This window comes from Mesorhizobium sp. AR02, assembly GCF_024746835.1.
In the GTDB taxonomy this organism is placed as follows: Bacteria; Pseudomonadota; Alphaproteobacteria; order Rhizobiales; family Rhizobiaceae; genus Mesorhizobium.
The window spans coordinates 814,485-838,878 of sequence record NZ_CP080530.1; the positions used below are offsets into that span (position 1 = coordinate 814,485).

Annotated in this window: 19 protein-coding genes and 5 pseudogenes; 10 read left to right on the plus strand and 14 right to left on the minus strand. The window is 61.8% G+C overall.

Annotation, left to right across the window (positions count from 1 at the left end):
- Positions 1 to 100 precede the first annotated feature (100 nt).
- Positions 101 to 883, minus strand: a pseudogene (locus DBIPINDM_RS03805) (ISNCY family transposase); the annotation flags it as partial.
- Between the two features lie 546 nt (positions 884 to 1,429).
- On the opposite strand from DBIPINDM_RS03805, the gene DBIPINDM_RS03810 reads away from it, so the two are divergent.
- The 7 genes from DBIPINDM_RS03810 to istB all read left to right on the plus strand — a co-directional run bounded on the left by DBIPINDM_RS03810 (position 1,430) and on the right by istB (position 8,810).
- Positions 1,430 to 2,443: an ABC-three component system protein gene (locus tag DBIPINDM_RS03810; RefSeq protein ID WP_258580808.1), complete on the plus strand. Its 1,014-nt coding sequence runs from the start codon at positions 1,430 to 1,432 to the stop codon at positions 2,441 to 2,443.
- Positions 2,440 to 2,928: an ABC-three component system middle component 2 gene (locus DBIPINDM_RS03815; RefSeq protein WP_258580809.1), complete on the plus strand. Its 489-nt coding sequence runs from the start codon at positions 2,440 to 2,442 to the stop codon at positions 2,926 to 2,928. Before DBIPINDM_RS03810 ends, DBIPINDM_RS03815 begins: the two co-directional genes overlap by 4 nt.
- Positions 2,925 to 4,829: a hypothetical protein gene (locus DBIPINDM_RS03820; RefSeq protein ID WP_258580810.1), complete on the plus strand. Its 1,905-nt coding sequence runs from the start codon at positions 2,925 to 2,927 to the stop codon at positions 4,827 to 4,829. Before DBIPINDM_RS03815 ends, DBIPINDM_RS03820 begins: the two co-directional genes overlap by 4 nt.
- 190 nt (positions 4,830 to 5,019) lie before the next feature.
- Positions 5,020 to 5,307, plus strand: a complete 288-nt coding sequence (locus DBIPINDM_RS03825; protein ID WP_258580811.1) for a hypothetical protein — start codon at positions 5,020 to 5,022, stop codon at positions 5,305 to 5,307.
- A 599-nt stretch (positions 5,308 to 5,906) separates the two neighbouring features.
- Positions 5,907 to 6,245, plus strand: coding sequence for a hypothetical protein (locus tag DBIPINDM_RS03830; protein WP_258580812.1), 339 nt, complete (start codon positions 5,907 to 5,909; stop codon positions 6,243 to 6,245).
- Positions 6,246 to 6,574: 329 nt separating this feature from the next.
- Positions 6,575 to 8,143, plus strand: coding sequence for an IS21 family transposase (istA, locus tag DBIPINDM_RS03835; RefSeq protein WP_258581217.1), 1,569 nt, complete (start codon positions 6,575 to 6,577; stop codon positions 8,141 to 8,143).
- Entirely contained in the window at positions 8,076 to 8,810 is a 735-nt protein-coding gene (gene istB, locus DBIPINDM_RS03840; protein WP_258580813.1) for an IS21-like element helper ATPase IstB, read from the plus strand. Before istA ends, istB begins: the two co-directional genes overlap by 68 nt.
- 14 nt (positions 8,811 to 8,824) lie before the next feature.
- Here the strand turns inward: istB and DBIPINDM_RS03845 are convergent, their stop codons facing one another.
- From DBIPINDM_RS03845 to DBIPINDM_RS03865, 5 genes are all read right to left on the minus strand, one after another.
- Positions 8,825 to 10,273 (minus strand): TniQ family protein, encoded by a 1,449-nt coding sequence (locus DBIPINDM_RS03845; protein WP_258580814.1) that lies wholly within the window; start codon positions 10,271 to 10,273, stop codon positions 8,825 to 8,827.
- Complete coding sequence (locus DBIPINDM_RS03850; protein ID WP_258580815.1) at positions 10,270 to 11,226, minus strand: TniB family NTP-binding protein; 957 nt, start codon at positions 11,224 to 11,226, stop codon at positions 10,270 to 10,272. The genes DBIPINDM_RS03845 and DBIPINDM_RS03850 overlap by 4 nt, the downstream gene beginning before the upstream one ends.
- An 85-nt stretch (positions 11,227 to 11,311) precedes the next feature.
- Positions 11,312 to 13,570 carry a hypothetical protein gene (locus tag DBIPINDM_RS03855; protein ID WP_258580816.1) on the minus strand — a complete coding sequence of 753 codons (2,259 nt, stop codon included), beginning with the start codon at positions 13,568 to 13,570 and terminating at the stop codon, positions 11,312 to 11,314.
- Positions 13,567 to 14,250: a hypothetical protein gene (locus DBIPINDM_RS03860; protein WP_258580817.1), complete on the minus strand. Its 684-nt coding sequence runs from the start codon at positions 14,248 to 14,250 to the stop codon at positions 13,567 to 13,569. Before DBIPINDM_RS03860 ends, DBIPINDM_RS03855 begins: the two co-directional genes overlap by 4 nt.
- A 1,260-nt stretch (positions 14,251 to 15,510) precedes the next feature.
- On the minus strand, positions 15,511 to 16,854 hold the full coding sequence (locus DBIPINDM_RS03865; protein WP_258580818.1) for an IS1380 family transposase: 1,344 nt from the start codon (positions 16,852 to 16,854) through the stop codon (positions 15,511 to 15,513).
- Between the two features lie 879 nt (positions 16,855 to 17,733).
- Here DBIPINDM_RS03865 and DBIPINDM_RS03875 point away from each other — a divergent pair.
- Together DBIPINDM_RS03875 and DBIPINDM_RS03880 are read left to right on the plus strand one after the other, a co-directional pair.
- Entirely contained in the window at positions 17,734 to 17,979 is a 246-nt protein-coding gene (locus DBIPINDM_RS03875; RefSeq protein ID WP_258580819.1) for a WGR domain-containing protein, read from the plus strand.
- Positions 17,980 to 18,155: 176 nt separating this feature from the next.
- Positions 18,156 to 18,377: an HU family DNA-binding protein gene (locus tag DBIPINDM_RS03880; RefSeq protein WP_258580820.1), complete on the plus strand. Its 222-nt coding sequence runs from the start codon at positions 18,156 to 18,158 to the stop codon at positions 18,375 to 18,377.
- Positions 18,378 to 18,413: 36 nt separating this feature from the next.
- Here DBIPINDM_RS03880 and DBIPINDM_RS03885 read toward each other — a convergent pair whose 3' ends face one another.
- From DBIPINDM_RS03885 to DBIPINDM_RS03905, 5 genes and pseudogenes are all read right to left on the minus strand, one after another.
- Positions 18,414 to 18,851: a TA system VapC family ribonuclease toxin gene (locus tag DBIPINDM_RS03885; RefSeq protein WP_258580821.1), complete on the minus strand. Its 438-nt coding sequence runs from the start codon at positions 18,849 to 18,851 to the stop codon at positions 18,414 to 18,416.
- Complete coding sequence (locus tag DBIPINDM_RS03890) at positions 18,848 to 19,075, minus strand: CopG family transcriptional regulator (RefSeq protein ID WP_258580822.1); 228 nt, start codon at positions 19,073 to 19,075, stop codon at positions 18,848 to 18,850. The genes DBIPINDM_RS03885 and DBIPINDM_RS03890 overlap by 4 nt, the downstream gene beginning before the upstream one ends.
- A 278-nt stretch (positions 19,076 to 19,353) precedes the next feature.
- Positions 19,354 to 19,660, minus strand: a pseudogene (locus DBIPINDM_RS03895) (DUF736 domain-containing protein).
- 641 nt (positions 19,661 to 20,301) lie between these two features.
- Positions 20,302 to 20,593, minus strand: a pseudogene (locus DBIPINDM_RS03900) (type II toxin-antitoxin system RelE/ParE family toxin).
- Entirely contained in the window at positions 20,590 to 20,898 is a 309-nt protein-coding gene (locus tag DBIPINDM_RS03905) for a type II toxin-antitoxin system RelB/DinJ family antitoxin (protein ID WP_183455093.1), read from the minus strand. Before DBIPINDM_RS03905 ends, DBIPINDM_RS03900 begins: the two are co-directional and overlap by 4 nt.
- Before the next feature lie 182 nt (positions 20,899 to 21,080).
- Here DBIPINDM_RS03905 and DBIPINDM_RS03910 point away from each other — a divergent pair, with 182 nt between their 5' ends.
- Positions 21,081 to 21,299: an integrase gene (locus DBIPINDM_RS03910; protein ID WP_258580823.1), complete on the plus strand. Its 219-nt coding sequence runs from the start codon at positions 21,081 to 21,083 to the stop codon at positions 21,297 to 21,299.
- 290 nt (positions 21,300 to 21,589) lie between these two features.
- Here the strand turns inward: DBIPINDM_RS03910 and DBIPINDM_RS03915 are convergent.
- From DBIPINDM_RS03915 to DBIPINDM_RS03925, 3 genes and pseudogenes are all read right to left on the minus strand, one after another.
- Positions 21,590 to 22,460: pseudogene (locus DBIPINDM_RS03915) on the minus strand (ArdC family protein).
- Positions 22,461 to 22,589: 129 nt separating this feature from the next.
- Positions 22,590 to 23,144, minus strand: a pseudogene (locus tag DBIPINDM_RS03920) (ArdC family protein); the annotation flags it as partial.
- A 341-nt stretch (positions 23,145 to 23,485) separates the two neighbouring features.
- Positions 23,486 to 24,073, minus strand: a complete 588-nt coding sequence (locus DBIPINDM_RS03925; protein WP_258580824.1) for a hypothetical protein — start codon at positions 24,071 to 24,073, stop codon at positions 23,486 to 23,488.
- Between the last annotated feature and the right edge of the window lie 321 nt (positions 24,074 to 24,394).

The window sequence follows — 24,394 nt, forward strand, 5'->3', positions numbered from 1 at the left end:
AGCGTCATCGCAAAGCGACTTCACCCTCGGCTGTTAGTCCGCCAGTCGCGCCCCCAAAGCGGGCACGGCGAACGTCTTGCAGCGGGCCGAAAGCGGCCGATTATTCTGCTGCGGCCAGCCTCGCTAGCGCCTGTTCGAGCCGAGCGTTAACCGCAGGATCATTCATGAAATCCGTCCTGCGACCCGGCTTCGTGCCGCGCTTCACATAGCCGTTGCTCTGGCTGCCATCAGGGATGCCGAACATATGGTTCGTCTGGCCAGTTCGCCGCGGCCCATGCTGGCTGCGCTGCATGTCCCGCCCGACCTGCATCTCGGCCACCATCAAAAGCGCCTCATCCAAGCGTTTGTTCTCGACGATCTCCGATCTGTGAACCGAGCGTAGCTTGTCGAAGGTTCTGTAGGGCAGAGAGGTGCTGCCTTCCATGATATCGAGCCGGCCGTCCGGGTAATCGCAAACCACGACTTTCTTGCCGGCCAAACCCTTCGCAAACGGGCTCGGATCGAGGATGAACAGCACCTTGTCGTAGCGCAGCGTCAACGCTCGCGACAGGGTCCGGAATTCCTTGCGGCACATGGCGCCGTCCAGATTCTCGTGAGCGGCGAGGAGGCGGTGCATGTCCTTCGGGTTGCGTGGCTCTTTGCCGAAGCGGGCATTGAAGTCGGCAGCGAACTCGGCCGCATAGGCATTCGCCGCCTCGTTCGTGCTGATACCGCGCAGGCGCAGCTCCTTTACAAGCCGGTCCTGTAGCGTCTGGTTTGCGCGCTCGACACGCCCCTTGGCCTGCGGAGAATTGGCGCAGATGATGTCTATGTTGAGCTCGTAAAGCGCGCGGCCGAACTTTGTCAGGCCGGTCGTTCGATCCTTCTCGGACCCATGCGTCGCAAAGGCGCTGTTCGGGATCGAGCTTAGCCTCGACATCGCGTCGAACCTCCTGAGGAAGCATCGCGACCGAAAGCCAGGCAGCGTCCGCCGTCGCCGGCGTCTGTGGGGGCCGATGAAGCCAAGGGGACCGCGCGCCAAGCCTACTCATGACCTGGCTCCCGGTTCGTGAATCGAGTCCGCGAAACTTCGCCCCGGGACACGAAACTCTGCGCCGGTTCGCGAAACTCGTCGCACCGACAGTCGTGTCCCGTGACCCATAACTTGACTCGTCCGGCGGCGAAAATCGGAAGGGTTTGATCCCGATTTTGACTCATATGTTGCGTGGGATTTGACTCATAAGTTCAATAAAAGATGATTTTTGACGCATAAGTTAGGTAAGTTTTTTGTAGTAGTGGAGCAACGCTTGCCGTTCTCGCTGGGAAGGTGGAAATAGGTCGGCCGCATGGAATCATTGTGTGGTGTCGCCGTCGAAGCCTTGCGACGAAACCGCCCTGATGCGACCCTGCTGGAAGGGAATCCGTTAAAGGGCAAGAGGGGAGTACTGACATGCCGCTCGACGAAGCATTCCTTCGTCGCCTCTCGGCGGCTTCCGACAAGACGCTCGAGATTTTCGTGCACCATTTGGTCTCGCTCGAGACGCAGATCTATTCCGACCATGAAATCTATGCGGGCTCCGGCGACAAGGGACGAGACGTCGCGGGTTTCCTGACCAACCGCAGGCACGAAGGCGAGTGGCATAACTTCCAGTGCAAACAGTACCGTCGGCCGCTTGGCCCGGATTACATTCTCCTCGAGCTCGGCAAGATGTTTTTTCACGCCTCTGAGGGCGCGTTCGTTCTACCGTCCAAATATGTGTTCGTGGTGCCAGGGAACCTGTCGGGACCTGCGCGGGCGCTGTTCGATCAGAAGAGCCGGATGAAACTGGCTCTCATCGAGGGGTGGGATGAACAGTGTTCCCGGAAGATCGTCAAGGGCACGAAGGTACCGTTCAGCACCGGCATCCGGACGTTCGTCGAATCTTTTGACTTCAACTGCGTGGAGGCCTGGGAGAGCGGCAAGATCATGACGCTGCCGAACGTGGTCTACGCGGCGGCAAAGGCTTTCGGCGACGATCCTGGAGATGCACCTCGTGGAACGGTGCCCGATACGGTTGACTTGGTATCCGAGCATTACGGCGAGCAGCTCAGGATGGTCTATTCCGAGCACGACGGATTCGCCTATGCGGATGCGGCGGCGATCCTTGCCCACGATGAGCACGGCGAGGACTTCCAGATGCACCGTCGGCGCTATTTCGACGCCGTGGAATTTGAAAGGTTCTTCAGCGGCAAGGTCGGCCACGAGGTGGTGGGCGAGTACCAGGACAATCTCCGTTCGGCGGTTCATGAAGCGTACCGCTCGGGCGTGGGCCTGTCTCGAGTTAGGGCTGTGATGGATGCGGCCGGCAGCGCTAGAATCGGGGGACTGTTCGACAGGCACAGTCGTGTGACGACACGCGTGAGGCAGGGTACCTGTCACGTGTTTGCCAACGAGCGATCGATGCCGTGGTGGAAAAAGAGATGAGCGCTTCGCGTTCCCAAGACCTTTTTAACGGTGTCCTCGAAACGGGGATGCGTTCGGTTGTCGTTCTGAACGAGTTCAGCCCCATGGAGCTTGATCGAGAACAACTCGGGCTGCTCGATTATTTCGTTGTCCATTCTTCGCAGGCAGGCGGACCGGACGACATGCATCCGACCTACAAGTCGAGTTTCACGGAGTATCACGTCCGACGCCGCCGGATCGACGACGGCGTCAAGATGCTGGTCCGGGTTCGGTTGATCGAGGTCGTCGCCGACCCGAAGCGCGGGGTTTGTTTTCGCGCGGGCGACGACGCGCCCGGCTTCGTCGACCTGCTCAACTCTCCGTATAACCGGGAATTGATCGACCGCGCGCGCTGGCTGCGCTCCCGTCACTACGAGGATCCCGGCTTTCTCGCTGGGTTGAGGCAGAAGATCGAGCGTTGGGTCGTCGAATTCCAGCAGCGTGAAGCGCCGGGAGCAGCTCAATGACTTCCGCTCCCGCCATGCGCCTCACGCGCCTCAGCTTCACAGGGAAGGACAAGGAGGTGGCGGCCGTCGATTTCGCCCGCGCCGTGTCACTGTTTTATGGCAGCTCCAACGCCGGAAAGTCGTTCATCCTGAAGGCTGTCGACTACATACTGGGGAGCGGGGATCCCTTTCCCGGAATCGAGCAGTCAGCGGGATACGAACACGTCTTCCTTTCGTTCGTGCTCGAGCCAGAGGGGCGGCCCGTCACGCTGCGGCGCTCCACGCGCGGCGGCGACATCGAATGGATAGAAGGAGCATCGGACGAAGTTTCCGCGGCGTCGATGCCGTCCGAGGGACTGGGTACAAGGCATGGCAAGGCCCGCAAGGGGGCCACTTCGCTTTCCGAGAAGCTTCTCGGGCATCTAGGAGTCCACGACGCGAAGATCGCGGTCACCCAGGCAGGGAAGAAGGACACGTTCAGCATCCGGAACTTCATGCCGTATTTGCTTGTCGACGAAACGAGCATGCTCGGGGACGAAAGTCCGTTGAGACAGCACTCGCGGTCGATGTCCGGCGCCGATAAGAACCTGTTCCGGTTCATCATGACGGGTATGGACGACTCCTCGATTGTCAGGGTGCAGAATTCGAACGAGGCGAAGACCTCCAAGGCAGCCAAGGCCGAACTACTGGAAACCATGATCACGGAGGCCGAGGCCCGCATCGCCAGATTTCCCGAGAGTTTTCTGATCGATTTCGTCGACGGCAAAGGCTCGGACGGCGTCGAGGACGAAGTCCTTTCCTCGCTGGGTGACACCTTCGCGGAAGCTCAGACGAAGCTCGACAGGCTGCGCGTGGACCGCAGGAACCTGATGATCGACATCGACGACGTGCGGGACGAAGCGAGCGAAATCGACACGTCCCTGATGCGATACGGCGACCTGGAGAAAACGTTCATATCCGACATCCGGCGGCTCAAGGCGATCGAGGAAGGAGGCTATTTCCTGCTTCGCTTCGACGACCAGCCGTGTCCGGTCTGCGGAGCCGAACCCGGCAATCAGCATCGGCCTCACGAACAGGGCGAACTGGAGCGGCAGCATCAGGCCTCGGTGGTGGAGATCGCGAAGATCGAACGCGACATCAAGGACCTTCGGGAATTGATCGTCTCCCTGACGGCGCTAATCGAGCGGCTGCGCGGGCGGGAACGCCGACTGAAGGAAACGCTGGACAATATCGATGCCCAGATAAAGGCGGCGGTGCCGCAGGAAGCATCGTTGCGGCGCGGCTACCTGGACCTCCAGTCCAAGTTCAATCAAGCGCGCCTCAGAAGCGAAGCCATCGCCGCCCGTGACGCGCTGCAGCGCCAGCTGGACGAGGTGAAGAAGCTGAAGACCTCGCAAGGTCGCGCCGAAGGGATCACCATGGGAATAGCCCCCACCGTCGGGCACGAGCTGTCGATGGTGGTTGCCGACGTGCTCCGGAAGTGGGAGTACCCGCGTGTCGACGGGGTGGTCTGGAATCCCGAGACTGACGACATTCAGGTCAACGGCCACCAGAGACGGCAGAACGGCAAAGGCGTGAGGGCCATCTATCACTCCGCGCTCAAGGTCGCCGTGCTGATCTACTGCCGTCAGAAGTCCCTTCCGCACCCGGGGTTCGTGTTCTTGGATTCTCCGTTGCTGACCTACCGCGGGCCGTTGCTCTACGAAAAGTACGGCGAACTGGATTCGTATGAAAAGCAGCTCGCCGCAACGCCGCTCAGTCGGCGGTTCTACGAACACCTGTCGTCGTTAGCTGGCATCGGACAGTTCATCGTCGTTGAGAACACGGATCCGCCATCCGGCATCGAGTCTCTGGCAAGGGTTCAGGCATTCGCTGGCGAGAACGGGGACGGGCGGCAGGGTCTGTTCCCATCGCTGACGTGACCAACAGGCGGCGAGCGCTCCCCGGGAGATAGCGCAGGCGCTCCCGAACACCGACTTGTAGACGCAGAGACTGAGCAGCTGCGCGGACCACCGCCATTCAGCCGCATGCCTGCGGATATCTCGTGACACTCCACCTTGACAAAAATCCGTATGTTACGTAACATGCGGAAAACTTAGATGGAGAAGCCCCATGGTTTCCGTTGCAGCATCCGAAATCCAGAAGAATTTTGGAGAGTGGCATGATCGATCGTTCCAAGGCCCGGTTGAAATCACCAAGTACGGTCGAACGTCTGCTTTCCTTGTGTCCGCCCCGCTTTTCAAGGCGATGTGGGCTTCGTTCCGGCAAGCCGTCCCGACGGCCAACCTGTCGAGCGGCGAAGTTGACATGATCCTGAGTTCCGAAGTGGCTACGGATCAGCCTTACAACCTGGATGACATCCCCGATCAGGAAGAGGCGCCTGCAGGTCCAAGAATCTAGGAACCTTCAGTGAAGATTCCTGCTGTTCCTCCTGTCGGTCATGTAATCGCTTACGAGTATCTTTGGAGATCTAAAGCCGGCCAACGGGAAGATGGAGAGAAAACCTACCCCGCAGCGGTCGTTCTCGCCAGGCACGATGTCGGACCAACTCCTGTTGCGTATGTCCTGGGCACCTCGCATACGCCGCCTTGGGAAGGGAGGAGGGCGCTTGAAGTTCCTCCCAAGCTGAAGCGCCATCTGGGCCTCGATGACAAGCCATCATGGATATATACGGACGAAATCAACGTGTTCGCGTGGCCTGGACCTGACGTCCGTCCCGCCGAACACCTTTCGCAGTCACCCGTTGCACGGGGAACATGCGTGATCGGCGCTCTGCCGAGCGACTGGTTCAAGGAGGTCACTAGCCATCTGGCGGAAAGTCATCGGCTGGGACTTGCCAAGACGATCCGGCGAACTCAATAGCCTTATAGCTGATTGTCGCTAGGTGCATGCGTTCATGCCTGCGGCTGTGAAAAGCGGGCATGACAAAAGGTTTCGCACCCGCAGTCGCCGCTTGCGTCGTAAGATTCAGGCCGAATCTTCAAATAAGGAACGGATTCATGGATCGCGAACCCGTCGACATTCAGCAGGCGCACCGTGCTTACCTTACCGCGGTTGAACGGCTGCAACTCGTCGCACATTATCTCGACCGCGCTCATATGGGGCGATCGGCAACCGATTCGGAGTTGGCAGACCTCCATGGTCGGCGCAAAGCGAAAGAGACGGCGCTCCGCAAGATCTGTACTTGGCCTTGTCCAGACTTCGCCACGCTGCGCAGCAAGGCAAAGATCCTGCACGGAATACTGGTGAGCGGCGAGACGCTGGGAGGGAACGAACAGAAGGCTTTGTTGCAGTCGATCTTGCAGATGGATAAAGCCACTTCTGTTGCAATCGAATAAAAGACAATTCCTTCCTGCCCAACCATGGCGAAAACAGGCGTTGGCTACTGCCCTCTCTTAGTCTTCAATTCACGACATCGACCAGGATCGAACTCAGCTCTGTTCCATCCGTCACCCCTGTCACGCGCGCGCTACCCTTGCGCACCATCTCCACCATATCCGCCACCGAGACACCCCGAGCCGCCGCGGCGGCAGGGAGCGGCAATTCCGGATGTGATTTTTCATGGAATGAGGACCCTGTTTGAGGGGTGATTTTCGTCCAAACGGGCCCCCTTAACGATGGGGCCATCAAGATGCCTCCGGTTTGATCGGAGGCATTTGTGTTTTGGATGTTGGTTGTGGAGACGATTGCAAAGATACGCCGGCTGTCGCTGGTGCAGGGAAAGTCGATCAAGGCGATCTGTCGGGAGCTGAAGATCTCCCGGAAGGTGGTGCGCAAGGTTTTGCGTTCCGAGGAGACAGAGTTCCGCTACGAGCGCAAGCATCAGCCTTATCCCCGGATGGGCGCCTGGCGTGACGAGTTGGATCGGCTGCTGTCGGCGAATGCGGCCAAGTCTCAGCGGGAGCGGCTGACACTGATCCGCATCTTTGAGGAGCTTCGCGGCCTCGGCTATGACGGCAGCTACAGTTCGGTGTGGCGGCATGCTCAGAGTTGGGAGGCAGATCGCGGCAGCGCCGCGGCCGAAGCCTACATTCCGTTGAGCTTTGCGCCGGGCGAGGCCTACCAGTTCGACTGGAGCCACGAGATCGTTCTGCTCGACGGCGTGACGGTAACGGTGAAGGTGGCGCACATGCGGCTTTGCCACAGCCGTATGTTCTTCGTGCGGGCCTATCCGCGCGAAACGCAGGAGATGGTGTTCGATGCCCATGACCGGGCGTTCAGCTTCTTCCGCGGCGCCTGCACGCGCGGCATCTACGACAACATGAAGACGGCGGTGGACGCGATCTTCATCGGCAGGGATCGCCGCTACAACCGCCGCTTTGCGCAGATGTGCGGGCATTACCTTGTCGAGCCGGAGGCCTGCACGCCGGCGGCCGGCTGGGAGAAGGGGCAAGTCGAGAACCAGGTCGGGCTGGTGCGCGAGCGCTTCTTCACACCGAGGCTGCGCTTCAAGACGCTGGAGGATCTCAACGGCTGGCTGGCCGACAAATGCGTTGCCTATGCCAAGGCGCATCGGCATCCCGAACGGGGCGAGCGCACGGTCTGGGACGTATTCGAAGAAGAGCGCGCTAGCTTCATTCCCTATGCCGGTCGCTTCGACGGCTTCCATTGCATTCCCGCGTCGGTGTCGAAGACCTGCACGGTGCGCTTCGACAACAACAAATACTCGGTGCTGTCGAGTGCCGTCGGCCGGCCGGTCGAGATCCATGCTTATGCCGACCGGATCATTATCCGCCAGGACGGCGTGGTCGTGGGCGAGCATGCCCGCTGCTTCGGCCGCAACGAGGTCATCTACGATCCCTGGCACTACGTGCCGGTCCTGGCCCGCAAGCCGGGCGGATTGCGCAACGGCGCGCCGTTCCTTGGCTGGGTCCTGCCGTCGGCAATGGAGAAGGTGCGCCGCAAGCTCAAGGCGGTTGATGACGGCGACCGGCAGATGGTGTCGATCCTCACCTGCGTGCTGACCGACGGATTGAGCGCCGTCGAGGCCGCCTGCCAGGAAGCCATCGAACACGGCGTCTCGTCGGCGGCGGTGATCCTCAACATCCTGGCCCGCAGCCGCGATCCGGCGCCGGGCACGATCCTTTCCATTCCCCAGGCGCTGAAGCTGGCTCACGAGCCGATCGCCGACTGCGCCCGCTATGACAGCCTCAGGAGGACGAACAGCCATGGAACGCACCGAAGTACTGGAACTGATGGGGGCGCTGAAACTCTTCGGGATGCGCGCGGCCTATGACGAGATCATGGGCGTCGCCATTAAGCGGCAGCACGAACCGCCGAAGATCGTCGGCGATCTGTTGCAGGCCGAGATATCGGAGAAGCAGGCCCGCTCCATCAAGTACCAGCTCACCGTCGCCAAGCTTCCGCTGGCCAAGGATATCGAGGACTTCGATTTTGCCGGCACGCCGGTCAACGAACCTCTGATCCGCGATCTCGCCGGCGGTGCTTTCGTTGCCGATCAGCGCAACGTCGTCCTGGTCGGCGGGACAGGCACCGGCAAGTCGCATCTGGCCATCGCCATTGCCCGTTCTCTCATCCGCAACGGAGCACGCGGGCGCTTCTTCAACGTCGTCGACCTCGTCAACAGGCTCGAGACCGAGACCCGTGCCGGCCGGCAGGGCCGCATTGCCGATCACCTTACCCGGCTCGACTTCGTCGTCTTCGATGAACTCGGCTATCTTCCCTTCGCCCAGGCCGGCGGGCAGTTGCTCTTCCATCTGGTCTCGAAGCTTTACGAACGCACCAGCGTCATCATCACCACCAATCTCGCCTTCGGGGAATGGCCGAGCGTCTTCGGCGACGCCAAGATGACAACCGCGCTGCTCGACCGCCTCACCCATCACTGTGAGATCGCCGAGACTGGCAACGAATCCTGGCGCTTCAAGAGCCGCTCTCAAAGCTGAAGTCCGAAAGCCAATCAGTCGCGCCCGATCAGGCTGTGCAACCCTGACCAGCTTCGCCTGATCGGGCGCTTACCGGCGTGCCTCTCAACACCGAAAGCCGGGGTCCCTTTTGCGCGAAAAAACAGGGTCCCGATTCCGTGGTCATTGACATCCGGACCCGTTCCGTCGGTCACTGCCTTGCTCCGCAGCCAGCCCAGCAGAAACTCGGTTGCCTTTCCCCTGATGATGCATGGCACGCCTTGCTCCTCTTCGGCGACGGTGGGCAGCAAATGCAGGCGCACCAGTTCCCTGATGTCAGCGGAAGAGACTCCGAGTTCCTGTCCGACCTCCCGGACGCTCTCCCCCGACCGAATGTCGGAGGCAAGCCGATAGACAGTATGGGGATCGAGGCTTTTGGGCTTGGGCAAAACGGCCTCGCGCCGGCGCACCTCTATCTGACGCAGGATCAACCGCAGCCGTCTCTCCGGAATGCCGCACTGTTCGGCGGCCTCGGCGTATGTGAAATGACCATGGGGCACATACGACGGCTCCTGCTCCTTGGGTGGCCGTTCATGCATGCAGTCGCTCAGGTGCCAGGACACGTTACCGTCAACGCCGTCGGGCTGCCCGTGCACCAGCCAGTATCTGAACTCGTCTGAATACACTGGGGCAGGCGGCTGCTTCGGGCGCTCGGCCTCGATGCGCTCAAGCAGAGTCTGGAAACTGTCGGGCAGGCCCAGAACCATGGCCAGGCCCGCGTTCATCACCTTCCGGACTCCGTTTTTCCGGGTCATCGGATGCACGGTCTGGAACGGATCGAGCGCGAACTTGCCGATCTCGCGGCATGTCTCGACGGCTTCGTCCATCGGCACGCGGTCGAGGAACGACGGCGCGGAGGCGGGCGCGCCGTCCATGCGCGCGCTGACATAGGCATCGAAGGCGCATTCCTCAACCGGAACCTCTTCCGTCCTCGTATAGGCCAACTCCCTGCCGCAGGCGCAGAAATAGAAGCTCGGGGAATTGTGCCACGTGAGCCTGACGCCGCACTGGCAGGCATCGAGGAGGGCGCACCGGTGCTCCGGACACGTCGTCACGAAGCCGACGTCCCACCATGCGTGATGGGTTCCGGAATCCCGGAGGCAGTGCGGGCACCATCGGCGGCTGCCAAAACGGACGTCGCGCTTCCGGAAGCGCTGGCCAAGCAGGTGAATCCAGCCTGCGTCCACGCGCGGAGAAGCGTGCTCGAGGACTGACAGGTCGGCAGCGCAGAGCCGGGCAACGTCTTCCACCGGGAGATTGAATACCTGTTGGCTGCCTGGAACGCCGATCTCCCGGCAGAAGCGGCTGAAATCCCCGCGAAGGTTCCGTTCTACCGTCCTGCCAAGCAGGCCCTGTTTGGGTTCCGTGGCGACGTGCCGGACCGAAAGCGGGAATGCCTCCATCTGGGCGAAGGTTTCGACGGGGAGGTCCAGCCGACCGTTCATGCCGCCTCCTTCGCCTTCTTCGGCCTGTTTTCCCGCAAGCCCAGGCGTTCGTCCTCCTCGAGGAAACGCTTCCCGTCGTAGTCCTCGGGGAACGAAACGGACGACACCTTGCCGACGTATGGGTTTCCCTTCGTGCCGATCGGCTTCATGACGTCGAATGCCGCCTCGAAGTGCCGCGGCAGGAGCGCTGTGGACTCCATGGTCAGCGCGACCTCCAGCGCCTTGAACGTGAGGATGCTCGAAAGGCCCGCGAGACCCCCGGTAGCGCGGCAGGTACGCTCCGCCATGTCCATGTCGTCGAGCGCTGGCCGCCTGTGGAAGTAGTCGATCTCGTCCGCCAAGGTGCCGAGAAAATGCACGAACTCGGTCTGCTCGGCGTCGACGTTCCAGTCATAGCCTTTCATCTCGAAACGGCTGAACGTGCGCCGCAGCAGCTGGTGGTTGGATTCCAGCACCAGAAGGGAGCTCGCCAGTCCGCCGAAGACCATCTGGCAGCAGTTCCAGTTGGCCAGTTCCTTTAGCACGTCCGCTGCCAGGAACTGGGTCCTGTTGCTGCGGTTGTCGACCATGTGGTTGAACTCGTCGAGGATCATCAGTTCGACGCGCTGCTCCTTCAGATGCCAGGCGATGTCGAGCGAAAGCTCGTCGGACGTCCGGCGCTTGTCGACAGGAATGCCGAGGGCCGCCATGATGCGGCGCTGAAGCGCATACTTGTCAGCGCCGGGCGGAACGTGAACGTAGAGAACCCGGCGGTGCATGCCGGATTCGTCCCGCACGGCCGGGTACTGTTTCGCGTAGTAGCGCAGCGTCTTCGACTTGCCTGAACCGGAGCGTCCCGTGAACATCAGCGCCGTCCCCTCTGCGCTGGGCGAGGGGGTGAAAGCCATATGCTCCGTCAAGGCCGCCTGCAGCCCCTTCTTGAAGCGCCGATGAGGCACCAGCATCTTGCGCATCCGGATCCTGGCCTGCGCGACCTTGCTGGCCATTCCTGCGTCGACATATGCGGCGATCCCCTGCGGGACTAAAAACGATGCGGTCTCAGTCATCGTGGATCACTCCGAGGTTCAGCCGGCCGATCCTGGCTTCGGCGGCGAGCATGCGGGTGCCCAGAGGCTCCATCGGTTCCGCGACGGCTTCGTCGGGCGTCTCCGTGGACGGCGGGGGCGAGATCTTTTTCCGGACCATGGGTTCGCTGGCTTCGGCGCTGTCGTCGGCGATCGGCTCCTCGTCCACCAGCGCGAGGAACCGTTTCGAGGCTTCGGCGTCGTCGATGTCCTCGGGATTATTGAGATAGGCGCGGTTGACGTTCAGGTGGCGCGCCAGCTTGACTGCGCCGCCGCTCGCATTCCGTTCGCCGATCATTTCCTTGGCCATCCTGGCGAGGTCGAGCTTGGCTTCCATGAGCTGGGTCATTGAAAGAATCCTGTGTTTCGATTTCGCCCGCGCGTGGGCCTTGATGACGATGTGCTGGTATTCGCTGAGGCCCTTCGCGTATTTCATCTGCTTGCAGAAGGCCGGCACGGCGATGGTCTTGCCCGGCGACAGGGGGTCTTCGGCCAGCGCCCAGACCACCGAGATGTCGGGCGAATCGTACTTGATCTCGACGCCGTGCATGATCCCGTCGATGCCCGCGCCGCGTTCCCGCAGGGCGCCGAGCGCGTCCGAATTGTATTCGAGGCCGAACATCCTGATCCCGTTCGCGTTGATGACGCGGGAGGGCTCGTACTTGCCGACGAGAAGGTCGATTTCCCGTTTCGGCCGGGGAGGCGGGACGAACCTCTGGGCCGTCTTGATCTCCCATGCCTCCTGCGGGGGCATCCCGATGCCGCTGTGGTGCGTCTGGTGGTAGACCTCGACGATCCAGAACGTCAGCAGCAGCCTGAGTTCCCTCAGCGTGATCACGACCGGATCCCTGCGGCCCTTCTTTCCGGACTTGGAGAGCGCGTCGACGAGGGCCTTCGGCAGCAGTCCGATCGACCTTCCGAAGGCGCTGCGTTTCAAGGTGCCGAAGAAGCGCTCGATATGGCCCTTCATCTGGGGAGCCGCGGGCGGGAGGACCGTCAGGGATGTCCCGCATCGGTAGGCGTTGTCCCTTGTGTGCCCGCTGATGAAACCTCCGCCCTGGTCGCACTTCAGTTCGCTGAAGGTGCCGAACATCGGGTATCGGTTCCTGATGATCGGCGTGCCGTCCGGATGGTTGCCGACCCACGACAGGTCCTTCGGCAGGATGGCGTGCCTCAGACACCTTCCGACGGAATCGCTGCTCGGCGGCATGAAGCCGATCTCGAAGCCGGGGATGCACCTGGTGGCGACGTCGATGATGGCCGTGAAATGCGGGTAGCCGAGCGGGAACCAATTTTCATCGTCCACCACGAAGAGCCTCGACAGGTGGCAGTCGTCGGTCTCCCCCAGCGCAAGCGCGCGTGTCTCCACGGGACCGGCTGCGACCACGCGGAAGCCCTTCTTGCCTTCTTCGGGACCGAGGATCCGGATCGCCCTGTCGATGGCCGAGCGTTTTTTGATCGCCCGGCGGATTATCGCGTAGCTAACCAGCTCTTCCCAGCGGATGCCGCCGTCTTCGCGGCGCGGGATCATCGAAACCTGTTCCACGGTCCCGTCCGGCATCCTCTTCCCGCGCGTGTAGTCCGACAGGTCGGTCGGAAGGTTCATCCTTGCGATGGAGATCGCCTCGGTCTGGACGTCGGGCAGGGAGCCGCGGCCGTTGTATTTGTTGTCGATCGCGAGCTCGATGGCTTCATAGACGAAGTCGGGCTTGCGCTGTTCGCGGTTTCCTTTCCAGCCATGGCGGGGATAGAGCGCGGCCGTGCTGCACCCGGTGATCCTGTAGTCTTTGTAGTGGCGCTCGACCGAGGCGCCGAGCACCGGATCGACGCCCTCCGGCGGAGGGATGCTTGCCGCGATCCGCGCGAACAGCTTCCGTCTCTGCTTGAAGCCCTCCGGATTCGAGCGAAGCTCTTCTTCGATCGCGTCGACGATGCGCTGGCGGTATGCCGCGACCATCTCGTCACGGTCGGAAACCTTGGTCGTGTCGACCGACGCGAGATGGGCATTGCTGTCGTCCAGCAGTTCGTTGTCGGCGCCTTCCCGGAAGGACCCGTCCAGATATCCGGCCTCGATCTGGCGGTCGCTCACAGGAAACGGGATCGTGGGTCCGCTGTCTCGGCCTGCGATCGGGCGGAGCCAATAGCCGCTCCGGTCCGGAGTGCGGCCGTCGATCATCCCCGCGATGTCGTTGTATGTGACAAGAGTGCCTCGAGGCAGCAGTACAGCGGTCATGGCAGCGGCCTCCGCACCATGCTGGCATGGGAGAACTCCGTGCCCATGTCGATCTTGAGAACTCCCCGCCAGACGAGGTTGAGGATCGCTGCAAATGCCTCCCCGACGGGAATGCGCGACCGCATGGCGATCCCGCTTACGGTGTCCGATCCGACTGCGGGAGTCGCCGTGAAAACCCGACTGTCCTCTCCGTCCGGAAAGACGAGCCCGGAACAGGAATTGACGTCTTTGGAGTTGCCCAGCCGTGGCTGGATCTTGAGTTCGTTACGCGGAACCGTCCTGTACGAGGTTCCCGAGCGCGCGAGAGAGCGGGCGAGAGCCTTGGCGCGCAGCTGCGACATCGGCGACTGGAAGGCCGCCGGCGATTCAATGTCGAACAGCCCGCAGCCATGGTCGGTCCAGACACCGAAGTCTGGCGTGTGCTCGATCCATTTGCTTCCGTCGAACCATTCCAGCGTCTCTGGCCGGGCGCGGATCGACGACACGGTCGGATTGACCTCCGCGAGCGTCAGGAACTGGTGCTGTTCGAAGCCCCAATAGCTGACACAGTAGCCGCTCCTGTAAGACGGGAACCCGCTGGCGATTGTCCATCGACCCTTCGGTTTCGTGTGGGCGAGCGGGGGCTCGGGGTTACGATAGGGGATGTTGGTGCGATGCTGTCCAGACGGACGATTGCTCATGACACTACTCCACCGCTCGCCAACCGCACGGTCGGACGACGGTAAAATCTCGGAAGGATGACCTTGTCCCCTGGAAACGTCCGCGCGCTATCAGATGGCTCGGATGTGTCGGAGCAGGACTCAGGCTATGTCGTGGAGGCGCACTCCTGCGCGACGGCTGAAAAGCGCGTTGGCGCTAAGCTATCGAAGTCCGTATTCGAAAGGACAGCATCGAGGTCCGTTCATGTATCCGCCGGGCGCAGCCCAAATGGGGAGTGGGATCTGTGAGGCCTGAACGAATACGGAACGCACTTTCCGGAGTCAACCAGGTCCGCGGCTTTCGCCGGTGATTGGTTAACCTCTTTGCGGTAGGAGTGTCTTTGCGTGCTATTACATGGCGTGCCTCCTTTTCTCTCTCTATCTTTTCTGGTGGGTGACGGGAGATTGGGCCCTGTCTGCTAACAGGACCTGGAGTGGGTCACCGATGAGGTGACCCACTCCACCTGGGCGATAGCCTAGGTGGGAAGTGCGGAGAGGCTTCTTCTCGGAGCGACCTCACGCCAGTCCTCCGGCCCGTGAGGGGAAGCCCGACAGGGCGAGGGCGCTTGCGCCGGATGGATGGCGGCAGTTCAGTTTTCTGGATTGCCATGTCGTCGACCTGCAATGCTGGGGCACCGGAGCAAGGATTCCTTTTTGAATCCTGCAGCAGGACATCACGAAATTCCTAACAAATTGTCGCCAGCGACATGGGGCGGAATTGTCAACTATTTGAAATTGCTATGAGTTTCACATACCAGTAGGCTGATTGCCTAGGGAGCTATGAGCCTCATAGTTTCGAGCCGCATCGCCTGGATTGACTGCTTCGGCATGGACAAGTGGGACGTTCGGGGTCGAATGAATTTCAGAGGCGAGATCAGGTGACGATGATCAATGCGGGCTCTGAAGCAGTTCGGCGGCACCTGCGCTTCGCTTGAGGCGAAACGGCAAGGTCCGGCATTCTGTTCGAATTCACGGTAGCGGGAACCGATGCCCAGCTCGAAAGCGATTGCGGGCGTGCGTGATGCACGCAGTTGAGGACAGCAGCACATCATTGCCTCGTTGTCGTGTACCGCTAACGCACCTCGCTAACCCGTCCTATTCATGACGGATCTGGGTTTGTTTGCCGCTGAGCGGCGGACAGGTGGCGGCTCGGCGTCTTTTTCACCGCGGCTGTGTCTGGACTTGTGAACGCGCTGGAGGGTGGAAGCTGTGTGGTTTCGGCGGGGCCTGCTGCCCCGGCGGTCATGGTCCTGTTGGTAGCAGATTGCTGGCGATCGCCCGGAACAGACTTGCCTCGGGACAGGCGGCGGCGAAGGCCAGGCGGATGCGCGAGACGGTTTCGATGACGCGGGCGCCGAGCTTGAGCAGCCTGAGCCGCAGCGTAGCGAACTCGGCGTTGCGCAGATGATGGGTCGTTGGCACCGCCTCGCGCAGGGTGAGCATCAACCAGTATGCGGCGGTGTGCAGGACAAGACGGACCTGGTTGGCAATCGGTGAGCGGCAGGAGGTTCGGTCGGATGCGAGCTGGCTCTTGTGCATCTTGATCAGGTTTTCGGCCTGGCCGCGGGCGCAGTAGATCACGTCGTAGATGTGCTCGGCGGAGCCTTTGTCGAGATTGGTGACGACGAAGCGGATGTCGAGGCCGAGGGTGGTTGCCTCGATGCGAGCGCAGGTGCGGCGTTCGGCCTTCCAGGACTTCGCCTTGTAGCGGGTCTCGGCATAGCCGCGCAGCACAGGCTTGCGCTCGAGCGCGCGGCGGGTGCGGATGTCGTCGGCGCTCTCGTCGACGAGCCGCTGCAGAACCTTGTTGCCGGGTAGGCCGAAGAGGTAGTCGATCGCATTGTTCTCGCACCAGGCCATGACTTGCGCCCGGCCGTAATGGCTGTCGCCACGGATCAGGATGCGGGTGGTCGGCCAGCGGGCGCGGATGCGGCGCACGAGACGGCGCAGATGGCCGCGGATCTCCTTGCCCGCCGGGGTCTTGCCAGGACGCAGGATCATGGCGACCGGGCGTCCTGTCGCGGCGTCGTAGATGTGGATCGGCAGGAAGCAACGCTCGTCGTAGTGGGCGTTGAAGAGCGAGAGCTGCTGATGGCCGTGAACGACATCCAGCGTATCATCGATGTCGAGCGTGACGCTTGCGGGCGGCGCGGCATAGCTCGACAGCCAGAGATCGACCAGCACCCAGCTGAGCCGGATGACGGTGCGCAGGTCAGGCAGGTTCTCCAGCCGCGAGCAGGTCGGCTGCGAGCACAGATCAATCCCGCTGTCGGGCAGCCGCCCGCAGGCGAGCTTGAAGGCCGGGTCGGTACGCAGTCGGTCGAGATCATTGGCGTCCTCGTAGCCGCACGCGATCGCAAAGATGCGGGCGCGCAGAATGTCGGCCATGGCGTGCGTCACCCGCTCTGGATCGCGCCGATCGTGGATCACCGCGGCCAGCCTGTCGGCCAGTTGCAGGCGACGCTCGGCTGCGGCCAGAAGCATGACGCCGCCATCCGAGGTGATGCGGCCGCCGTCAAACGCAGCTGTGATCTTCTTGCGTCCGACGGCTGGAAAAGACAGCGGCAGCAACGTATTCTCGGTCATGGCGGGTGTGGCTCGCGAAATGAGGTGGAAGGGTTGGCCTAAGCAACCGAATCCTACGCCAAATCAACCGCTTAAGCTACATCCGCCAGCCTCAAAAGCCCATCGTCGTGCATAAGACGGGCTAATCACCTCAGAACTTAACTGTCGGCCAGCCCGATCGGGCGAGTGAGGGGCAAGGAGCGGACTGCGGACGAGTCAACTTATGGGTTAAAACCGCAACTTATGAGTCAAAAGACAAGTCGTGCGAAAGACGCCATGCAGTACATGTATGTCGCATAACATACATTATGGAACACGAGATTGTGTTGGTAAATCAGTGTGTTATGAAGAAGATCGCTCCAGGACCGCTGATCATCCCTCATGAAGTTATACAAATACGCACCGATGAGCAGATCGTCTCTCACCGCCGGCAACCCGCCGCTGCGCTGCGGCCGCGCGATCTACTTTCGGCGCAACGAATGCTTGAACGAGTTGGCACGAACAGGTTCGGGCCGAACAAGAAATGACCTGCCCGATCGGGCAAGGACTTCTCTCCCTGTGAAAGCTCCGGGGCTTCTCTACGGCGCGTTTGGATAGCGCGTTCAGCCCCTCCGCTTGGCCGCCCACCAAGTTGGGCGGCGGCCCTTCGGGCTGGGGAACACGCGAGCCGTCGATCGCTGACAGTGCCGCAAGCGAATGCGTTCCATCAATACTGCGAAGCACCGGCAACCGATTGGGAACACTCATTGGACACGATCGGCGTAGCACGACATTTCAGGCGAACAATCACGGCGCAGCTGGTGTATTGAGCCGCACGCATCAGCCGCATGAATCGGTCACGCGTGATCGATTCATCGAAGTCGTTGGACGTTGCTTCCAAAGGAAGCGAAGATTCCAGCTATGCCGAAACCTGTGACAGAACCGCTTCATCTTCGCCGCATCGATCCCGCTCGCAACATGTCTCGGTTCTATGTGCTGTCCATTCAGCCGACATTGTTCGGCGGCGCGTCGCTGGTCCGCAACTGGGGCCGGATCGGCACAAACGGCCAGGTGATGATGGAAACCTTCGATGAGCGCGCGGATTCCGACGAAGCGGTCTCCCGGCTCGAGCGCCGCAAACGTAAGCGCGGATATATGGCTCCGTAGGAAATCAGGCCGATCGCGCAGTCTTCCGGCATTTTTCAAGCGTTGCGCACGCGCGGACTACCAACCCCGTGTTGTTGTGAGCCAAACAGTGACCAGCAACAACGCGAGGAGCACGTTCCATGACGACCGCAAATTAGATCGCTGACAAGATTGCAGCCGACAACGGTCTGACGAAGATGCAGGCCAGGAGCATCGTCGACAGCGTGTTCAAGGCAATCGCCGATGTGGCCGCGAGCGGTGCCGAGACGAGCCTGCCCGGTTTCGGCAAATTCAAGGTGAAGGACACACCTGAACGCGAGGGCCGCAACCCGTCGACGGGCGCGACCATCAAGATCTCCGCCTCGAAGAAGCTGTCCTTCACGCCGGCAAAAGCCATCAAGGACGCGCTCAACGGCTGATCTTGCCGGGATACCTGACAGAAAGAGCCCGGCGGTCTAGCTTGTGGTGATCAGGTGTAGTGAAGACTTCCCGCTCTTCACGGCCGCCGCCGACAGCTTGCGGTCAAAGCTCGCAAGTTGGCCACCATGGGCCTTGGCGAGCGCAAGAAGATAGGTGTCGGTGACCTGTGCCGAGGTCAGGATTTTTGCAGCATCGATGTCGCCGGAGCCAACCAGACTCACATCGTCGGGCCAGAAGCTGTGCCCCTGCAGGGCTCGCAACTTGGTAACGATTTGCGCAACGACGGCAGGCGAGCCGGGAGAATTAGGATATTTTTGGTTGCCGACGATGCGCAGGACACCGTTTTCGGTGATGGGACAGGTAGCCCATGCGGCGTGGCCGGTCACTTCGAACCAGCCATACGCATCGTCATGGGCGACATGGCCAGGATCGATCAGCGCGATCAGCACATTGACATCGAGCAGGAAGGTCACGGCAGCTCGTCACGTAAGGCGTTGACCGTCTCAAGCGTGACAGGAGGTGCATCCGGCCGAGGCGACAGCAGAGGAATCCCGTTGCGCTCGCTGCCGGCCTGCGGGCGGCGCAGCGAGCGCCGGGCGAGATCGGTGATGATCTCCCCCACGCTGCGATCCTGCTGCCGGGCCATGGCCTTGGCCGCGACCAGGACGTCGTCATCGATCGCCAGTGTCGTTCTCATATCGCCCTCCTTGGTGCGCATCAATCATCACGCATCATATAGAGCAGCGACGACAGATACTCAAGCGGCTCGAGTTATCGGACACGAAAGCCGCATCGCCGTTCCAGACGTCGACCAGTTCGGTCCACGCACCGCCCGGGCAGACGGGGATGTCGACGGAACCAAGAGCTCTTGCTGATGCGCGATGGTGCTCGTCATGTATGTGTCCTTTCGGTTGACCAGTTCGCCAGTGGAAGGCTGAAGGCCCCGCCTTGCGGCGGAGCCCTCGCGCGAGATCCTCAGTCCCGGTTTGATCGGGACCAGATCAGCTGCAGGCCTTCCTCGCCGTCAACTTCGATCAGGGTGGCGTAGATCGGAGCGGGGAAGCTCGGGTCGTCCAGCTTGACCGAGAGGTAGTCACGGCCTTCGGCGGAGACCTTCTGCCAGGCGGCGCCCAATTCGACGTTCGCCGCCGCGAAGATGCGGAAGTGCGGGCGCCGAGGGGTTCTCGACGCGGACCAGCTTGGCCTTGACGTTGAGGTTGAGGGTTTTGATCGTGCCGGTGAAGCCGTTGCCGGTGGAGATGAAGGTGCCTATGGTAGCCATTTGTCTCATTCCTTTGTTGGTCGGGCCGCGCCCATCGCGACCTCGATGACGGTCGGTGGAACGGAGGCGATCGACCCGCACCCACCGGGGTCCCCGTTGCGCGTGCGCAATGGGGTGGTCCTTAGGGCTGGAACGAAGTGGAAGGCGGCCGGGAGCGACTTTCTTGGATCGCGAGGAATGGCGGCGCAGCCGGCAGGGGAAGAAAGTCGCGCAGGCCGTTGCCGGGACAAGATCGAGAGCCCGCGCTGCGGGATCGGCCTTCGGTCAGACCAGTCACATCGAGGACGCAGATGGACGTGCTTTCGGAAACAGGAATGAAGACAGGCGTTCCACCACCGCCTCATCGCCATGAGACGGCGACTTGTGTGATCAACTGTCCGTCCGGACGACGGCAGCCTGCGAATCTGCCCAGACCCAGTAGGCAGGGTCGTGCTCACAAGCACCAACGCCGACATCAGAACCGAGACGTCGTGGCAGGATAGCAATGTGAGCGCTCGACGTCACTCGTCAGGCCGACCGGGGCATTCAACCGAAGCCGAGACTATGGCGCCGGTTCAGCAGAACGCTGCCGGCAACGGCGTATCGGGTGCCCGGCTTCAGTCGGGATCAGCGTCACCGTGCAGGCGATTGCATCACGGAAGCTAGTCGGACGAAAAGTCCTCGGGCCACATCTGCGCACCATGGAGAACACGCAGGATACGGATAGCATCATGGGTTAGAACGTAGGCTGCAATATATGGCGTTCGGGAGATGACCAGCTCCCGCGTGCCGGGCACTCGTCCAAGGCGTCCACTCTCGGGAAACTCGACCAGGCGGAGCACCGCCTGCGCGATATGCTCGTCAACGGCAGCAGCCGCGCGCGGGCTTTCGGCTTCGATATGGGTGAAGATGTCGTCGCGATCAGCAAGCGAACGCTGACCATTTCAGCCTCATGACTGGGTAGTTCCTGCCTTGCGTAGCGCGGCAGCGCGTCGGGATGCAAAATGCGTCTCTACATCTTCAGCGGTGACATCGGTCCGGGTATCTTCGAGTGCCTGCATCACCTTGGCGCGAAACCATGCATCATGAGCCTCGCTGTTGCTGATCAGTTCCAGCGGCAGTGCACCTTCATTGGCGGTGCGCGTCAGCAGGATGCGTACTACGTCGGAAACCGTCAGCCCCATGCCTTCAAGCACGGACGCCGCGCGGTCCCTGATGTTGGAATCGATACGTGTCTGCACGAGTGCGTTTGTCGCCATGGTTGTCTCCTGTCTCGAATCCACAATGTAATGCACTTGAATGACTGTTGCTAGCTACGACGACCACACACTAATCGTGGCATCGCTGGCGAAGAATGCAGGCGGCTCCCCTGCGGTGGCAAGGCGCAGGCGGCCTTCCAATACCTCGCTGCGAACGCAGCGTGGCCCTTCAGCGCTCTGGGATGGCCCAGCGCCATCCCATCCTGTCGAACTGCGTGCCTGACCGCTGCCCGAACTCCTGTATCGCACGTCGTCACCTGCCGGCGTGGCAAGCTGCGATCGCACATGCCGATGCCATGCTGGAAGAGAAGCGATTGTCGAACGTGCAGCGAGCCACGATCAGGCAGGACCGTGATCGAATGCGCAAGCTGATCGCGCCGCTTCTGGAGGAACGGTCGTGAAGCCGGTTAGCACGTCGACCGAGCAAGCGCTTCGCCAAGCGCTCACCCGGCTTGTCTCGGGGGATGCGATCCGGACGGATGGCCGACTGACGGTCGCCAATCTGGCACGGGAGGCCGGTGTCAGCCGGGCGACCGCAAACCGCGCTCCGGCAATACTGGCGGAACTGCGAGAGGGCGAGGTTGCAAGGCCATCCCGATTGAAGGAGCCCCGCTCCCCGCAGATGGACGCGGAGCGGATCCAGGGTGAGCTGGAGAACGTGATCGCCCAGCATGTTCAGGTCCGCGCCTTGTTACAACGCGCCAGCGAGAACCGGAGAAGCAGGCTGGCCCGCATCCGTCTTGTCAGGGATGGCGGATGAAGCCTGATGCTCTTCAGGGCGTTCCGGCTGCTGCGCGTGCATCCAGTCGGCGGCCTGCTGCGCCTTGCTGGCGGCAATGAAGATGGCGCGAGGATCGCCCCTCAGCACTTCGATCCACGAGGCAATATACGCTGCATGATCGGGCCGCGGATGGTGGGCGATGCCCAGATCGGCAAGGACAAGCCCGCTGACAATCTCGACGCAGCATTCCTCGGCGGCATAGGCGGCCGAGCCGAACCGGCCCGAGAGATCGCGGTCAAGCCGGTGCTTCATGCCTGAGGCGTGGCCATTCTCATGCAGCCACACCCCATAGAACGACGCGGCGTCGCGGAAAGAAGCGAAGTCCGGCATGAATACCGTGTCCGATGACGGGAGATAGTAAGCCTCCGTACCGCCGAACACGGTCTTGATCCCGAGGTTGCCGATGAAACATCCGTCGGTGGCCACCATCATCACTGTCATCGTCGTCAGCCGACTCGGAGGAAGCGATCTGCTTCCACAGCACGACGGTGGTCGAGCGTTCACCCTTGCGCACCTGCGCGCCGGCGTCCTGCCATTGCCGGTAGGTTCCCCACAGGCCGTCGCCGTAGCCAACGGCCATGGCTGCGACCCAGAGCGCCACCGTGTTGATGCCACGGTAGCGCTTGCCGGAAGCGATATTGGTCGGGCGGGCACTACTCGTTCCGTTGTGGAACCACGGCGCACGCCACTCGCCTGCACCTTGCTGTATTGCCGCTACGATCTCGGCGGTGATGCGCGTGTAAACATCGGCACGCGCTCCGGACTGCATCTTGGAAGACATCGTGATAGCTCCTTCGGAGCGACGCGAGCGCACGGGTCGCCACCGCTTGCGGGTGGCGTCAGGCTCGGCGTCGATGGAAAGGGATTAGTGAAAAGCCGGTGAGACAGCTTGACTGTTTAGATAACTGCCGACATCGAGAGCCGGATTGAAATAGGCCTTATCCCCACCGTGCCGGATGACAGCACCGGTGTTCGCGAAGAAGGTGGCCGCGTTTTCGATCCGCTCCACCGGATCGGCTACCGGAGCGGGATTGCCGTAATATTGTGCCGGAAGCCCCTCGATCTGGTCGGCGCAGAACACCGTATAGGCCTTGAGGAAGGGAATGCCGCGCTCGACCTCTTCGCCCTGGGCATCGGTTTCGGTTCGGTTGAAGCGGTTGGCATAGACGACCATGGAGCCGGTTTCACCCTTGCGAACATGACCGCCGAGCTCGACGCTCTGCTTGAAGGTTATCCAGGTCGGGGAAACAAAGCTTCGCGCAACCGCCTCCGACCACAGAAGCAAGGTATTGATGCCCTGATACGGAAGGCCATTGTGGCGTAGCGGGCGCGTGATGCGACCTTTCGCATTGCCCACGCTCCACGGCCTCACCCATGGGCGCACACCCTTTTCCAGGTCCGCGACGATGCGATCGGTGATTTTCGCGTAGATGTCGACGCGGGGCTTGCTGCTCTTCCTGTCCATTTTCCGAACCTCCATTCCATTCGAGGCCGCGCCAATCGCGGCCGTCACGAGGTCCGCACGCGCAGGACCGCAGGTCCGCGAACCCGGTCGAGGTTGAATCGGAGGAAGGAGAAATCTCCCAGCCGGGCCGCAACGTCAGTGGAGGACGGCGCAGCCGTTTCGGGGCCGAGGACCGGAGCAGGACCAACATTCGTGACGGCCGCGATTGGCGCGGCCTCGACGACGGTTTCCATTTCTTTGGCTTCGGATGCCCTGGCGCACGCGAAGAGGCCGGCGTCCAGTAGGACGCCAGCCTCAACGGGAGGAAGATCGGGCGGAGCCGAAGCTCCGCCCGTTGGGGGTTAGCCAAGCGCCGCCATCTGGAGATCGGCTGCCTGCCGGTTGACGATCTGGCCGGGGCTTTCGGGCTGGCGCTCGTAGGGCTTCCAGCTTTCACCGATGATGTGCTCGTAGGCGGCGACGGCGCCCTCGGCCGCCATGCGCAGGGCGTGTGCCTGAAGGCCCATGTCGGCGGCGAATTCGCGCTTGCGCTGGGCCTTGCTGTCGAAGCCGACCGGACCGTCAATGTCCTCGTCGCGAGTGTCATTGGCGAGCTTGGCCGTGGCGTCCTTGGCCTCGGTAACGGCCTTCGAGTAGAACTGGCCTGCTCCAAAGGCCGAGCCGACATAGGAGCCGACGATCCGCTGTAGGTGGATTTGCATGGCCTTGTCGGAAAGCCCCTCGGAGAGTGCATCAGCGCCTTCGATCAGGCTGCGCTCATGAAAGTCCCGGATGCCGTCGCTGTCGAGGACAGGAAGGCCGAAGCTTTCGGATATGAGAGAGGCCTGGTTGCAGTCCGGGCAGCAGAGCCGGACCATTTCGAGGGTCGTGACCTTGCGGAGCTGGACGACGCGGGCCTTGGCCTTGCTTGAGCGGGCTGAACTGGACAATTGAGCTTACCTTTCTAGCGATGCCCTTCAGGTGTTCCGGCCCTTGCCGGTCTTTCCTGCGGGTGCGGTCAAAAGGAACCGGCGGAAGCTGGACACTTCAGGGTCCGGGACCTGCCAGGCGAGCGAGGCCGGCTTGCGGACAAGCGGGGGCCAGTCCTTTCACTGGTCCTTGTGAAGGACGCGGGCCGGCCTTGCCGAGATCGGCGGGTTCCGGCCGCTCCGCGGCGCGTCAGCGGCCTTGAAGTGGCCAGCCGCCGGTTCAGACCGCAGCAAACCCGCCGGGAAGACCGGCAAGGGATGATCACGGGCACCGGCATGCGG

What these genes read in the sequence shown, in the direction of transcription:
- DBIPINDM_RS03810 (WP_258580808.1), top strand. Translation starts at nt 1,430, where the DNA reads ATGCCGCTCGACGAAGCATTCCTTCGTCGCCTCTCGGCGGCTTCCGAC.
- DBIPINDM_RS03815 (WP_258580809.1), top strand. Translation starts at nt 2,440, where the DNA reads ATGAGCGCTTCGCGTTCCCAAGACCTTTTTAACGGTGTCCTCGAAACG.
- DBIPINDM_RS03820 (WP_258580810.1), top strand. Translation starts at nt 2,925, where the DNA reads ATGACTTCCGCTCCCGCCATGCGCCTCACGCGCCTCAGCTTCACAGGG.
- DBIPINDM_RS03825 (WP_258580811.1), top strand. Translation starts at nt 5,020, where the DNA reads ATGGTTTCCGTTGCAGCATCCGAAATCCAGAAGAATTTTGGAGAGTGG.
- DBIPINDM_RS03830 (WP_258580812.1), top strand. Translation starts at nt 5,907, where the DNA reads ATGGATCGCGAACCCGTCGACATTCAGCAGGCGCACCGTGCTTACCTT.
- istA (WP_258581217.1), top strand. Translation starts at nt 6,575, where the DNA reads ATGTTGGTTGTGGAGACGATTGCAAAGATACGCCGGCTGTCGCTGGTG.
- istB (WP_258580813.1), top strand. Translation starts at nt 8,076, where the DNA reads ATGGAACGCACCGAAGTACTGGAACTGATGGGGGCGCTGAAACTCTTC.
- DBIPINDM_RS03845 (WP_258580814.1), bottom strand. Translation starts at nt 10,273, where the DNA reads ATGAACGGTCGGCTGGACCTCCCCGTCGAAACCTTCGCCCAGATGGAG.
- DBIPINDM_RS03850 (WP_258580815.1), bottom strand. Translation starts at nt 11,226, where the DNA reads ATGCGCAAGATGCTGGTGCCTCATCGGCGCTTCAAGAAGGGGCTGCAG.
- DBIPINDM_RS03855 (WP_258580816.1), bottom strand. Translation starts at nt 13,570, where the DNA reads ATGACCGCTGTACTGCTGCCTCGAGGCACTCTTGTCACATACAACGAC.
- DBIPINDM_RS03860 (WP_258580817.1), bottom strand. Translation starts at nt 14,250, where the DNA reads ATGAGCAATCGTCCGTCTGGACAGCATCGCACCAACATCCCCTATCGT.
- DBIPINDM_RS03865 (WP_258580818.1), bottom strand. Translation starts at nt 16,854, where the DNA reads ATGACCGAGAATACGTTGCTGCCGCTGTCTTTTCCAGCCGTCGGACGC.
- DBIPINDM_RS03875 (WP_258580819.1), top strand. Translation starts at nt 17,734, where the DNA reads ATGCCGAAACCTGTGACAGAACCGCTTCATCTTCGCCGCATCGATCCC.
- DBIPINDM_RS03880 (WP_258580820.1), top strand. Translation starts at nt 18,156, where the DNA reads ATGCAGGCCAGGAGCATCGTCGACAGCGTGTTCAAGGCAATCGCCGAT.
- DBIPINDM_RS03890 (WP_258580822.1), bottom strand. Translation starts at nt 19,075, where the DNA reads ATGAGAACGACACTGGCGATCGATGACGACGTCCTGGTCGCGGCCAAG.
- DBIPINDM_RS03905 (WP_183455093.1), bottom strand. Translation starts at nt 20,898, where the DNA reads ATGGCGACAAACGCACTCGTGCAGACACGTATCGATTCCAACATCAGG.
- DBIPINDM_RS03910 (WP_258580823.1), top strand. Translation starts at nt 21,081, where the DNA reads ATGGCCCAGCGCCATCCCATCCTGTCGAACTGCGTGCCTGACCGCTGC.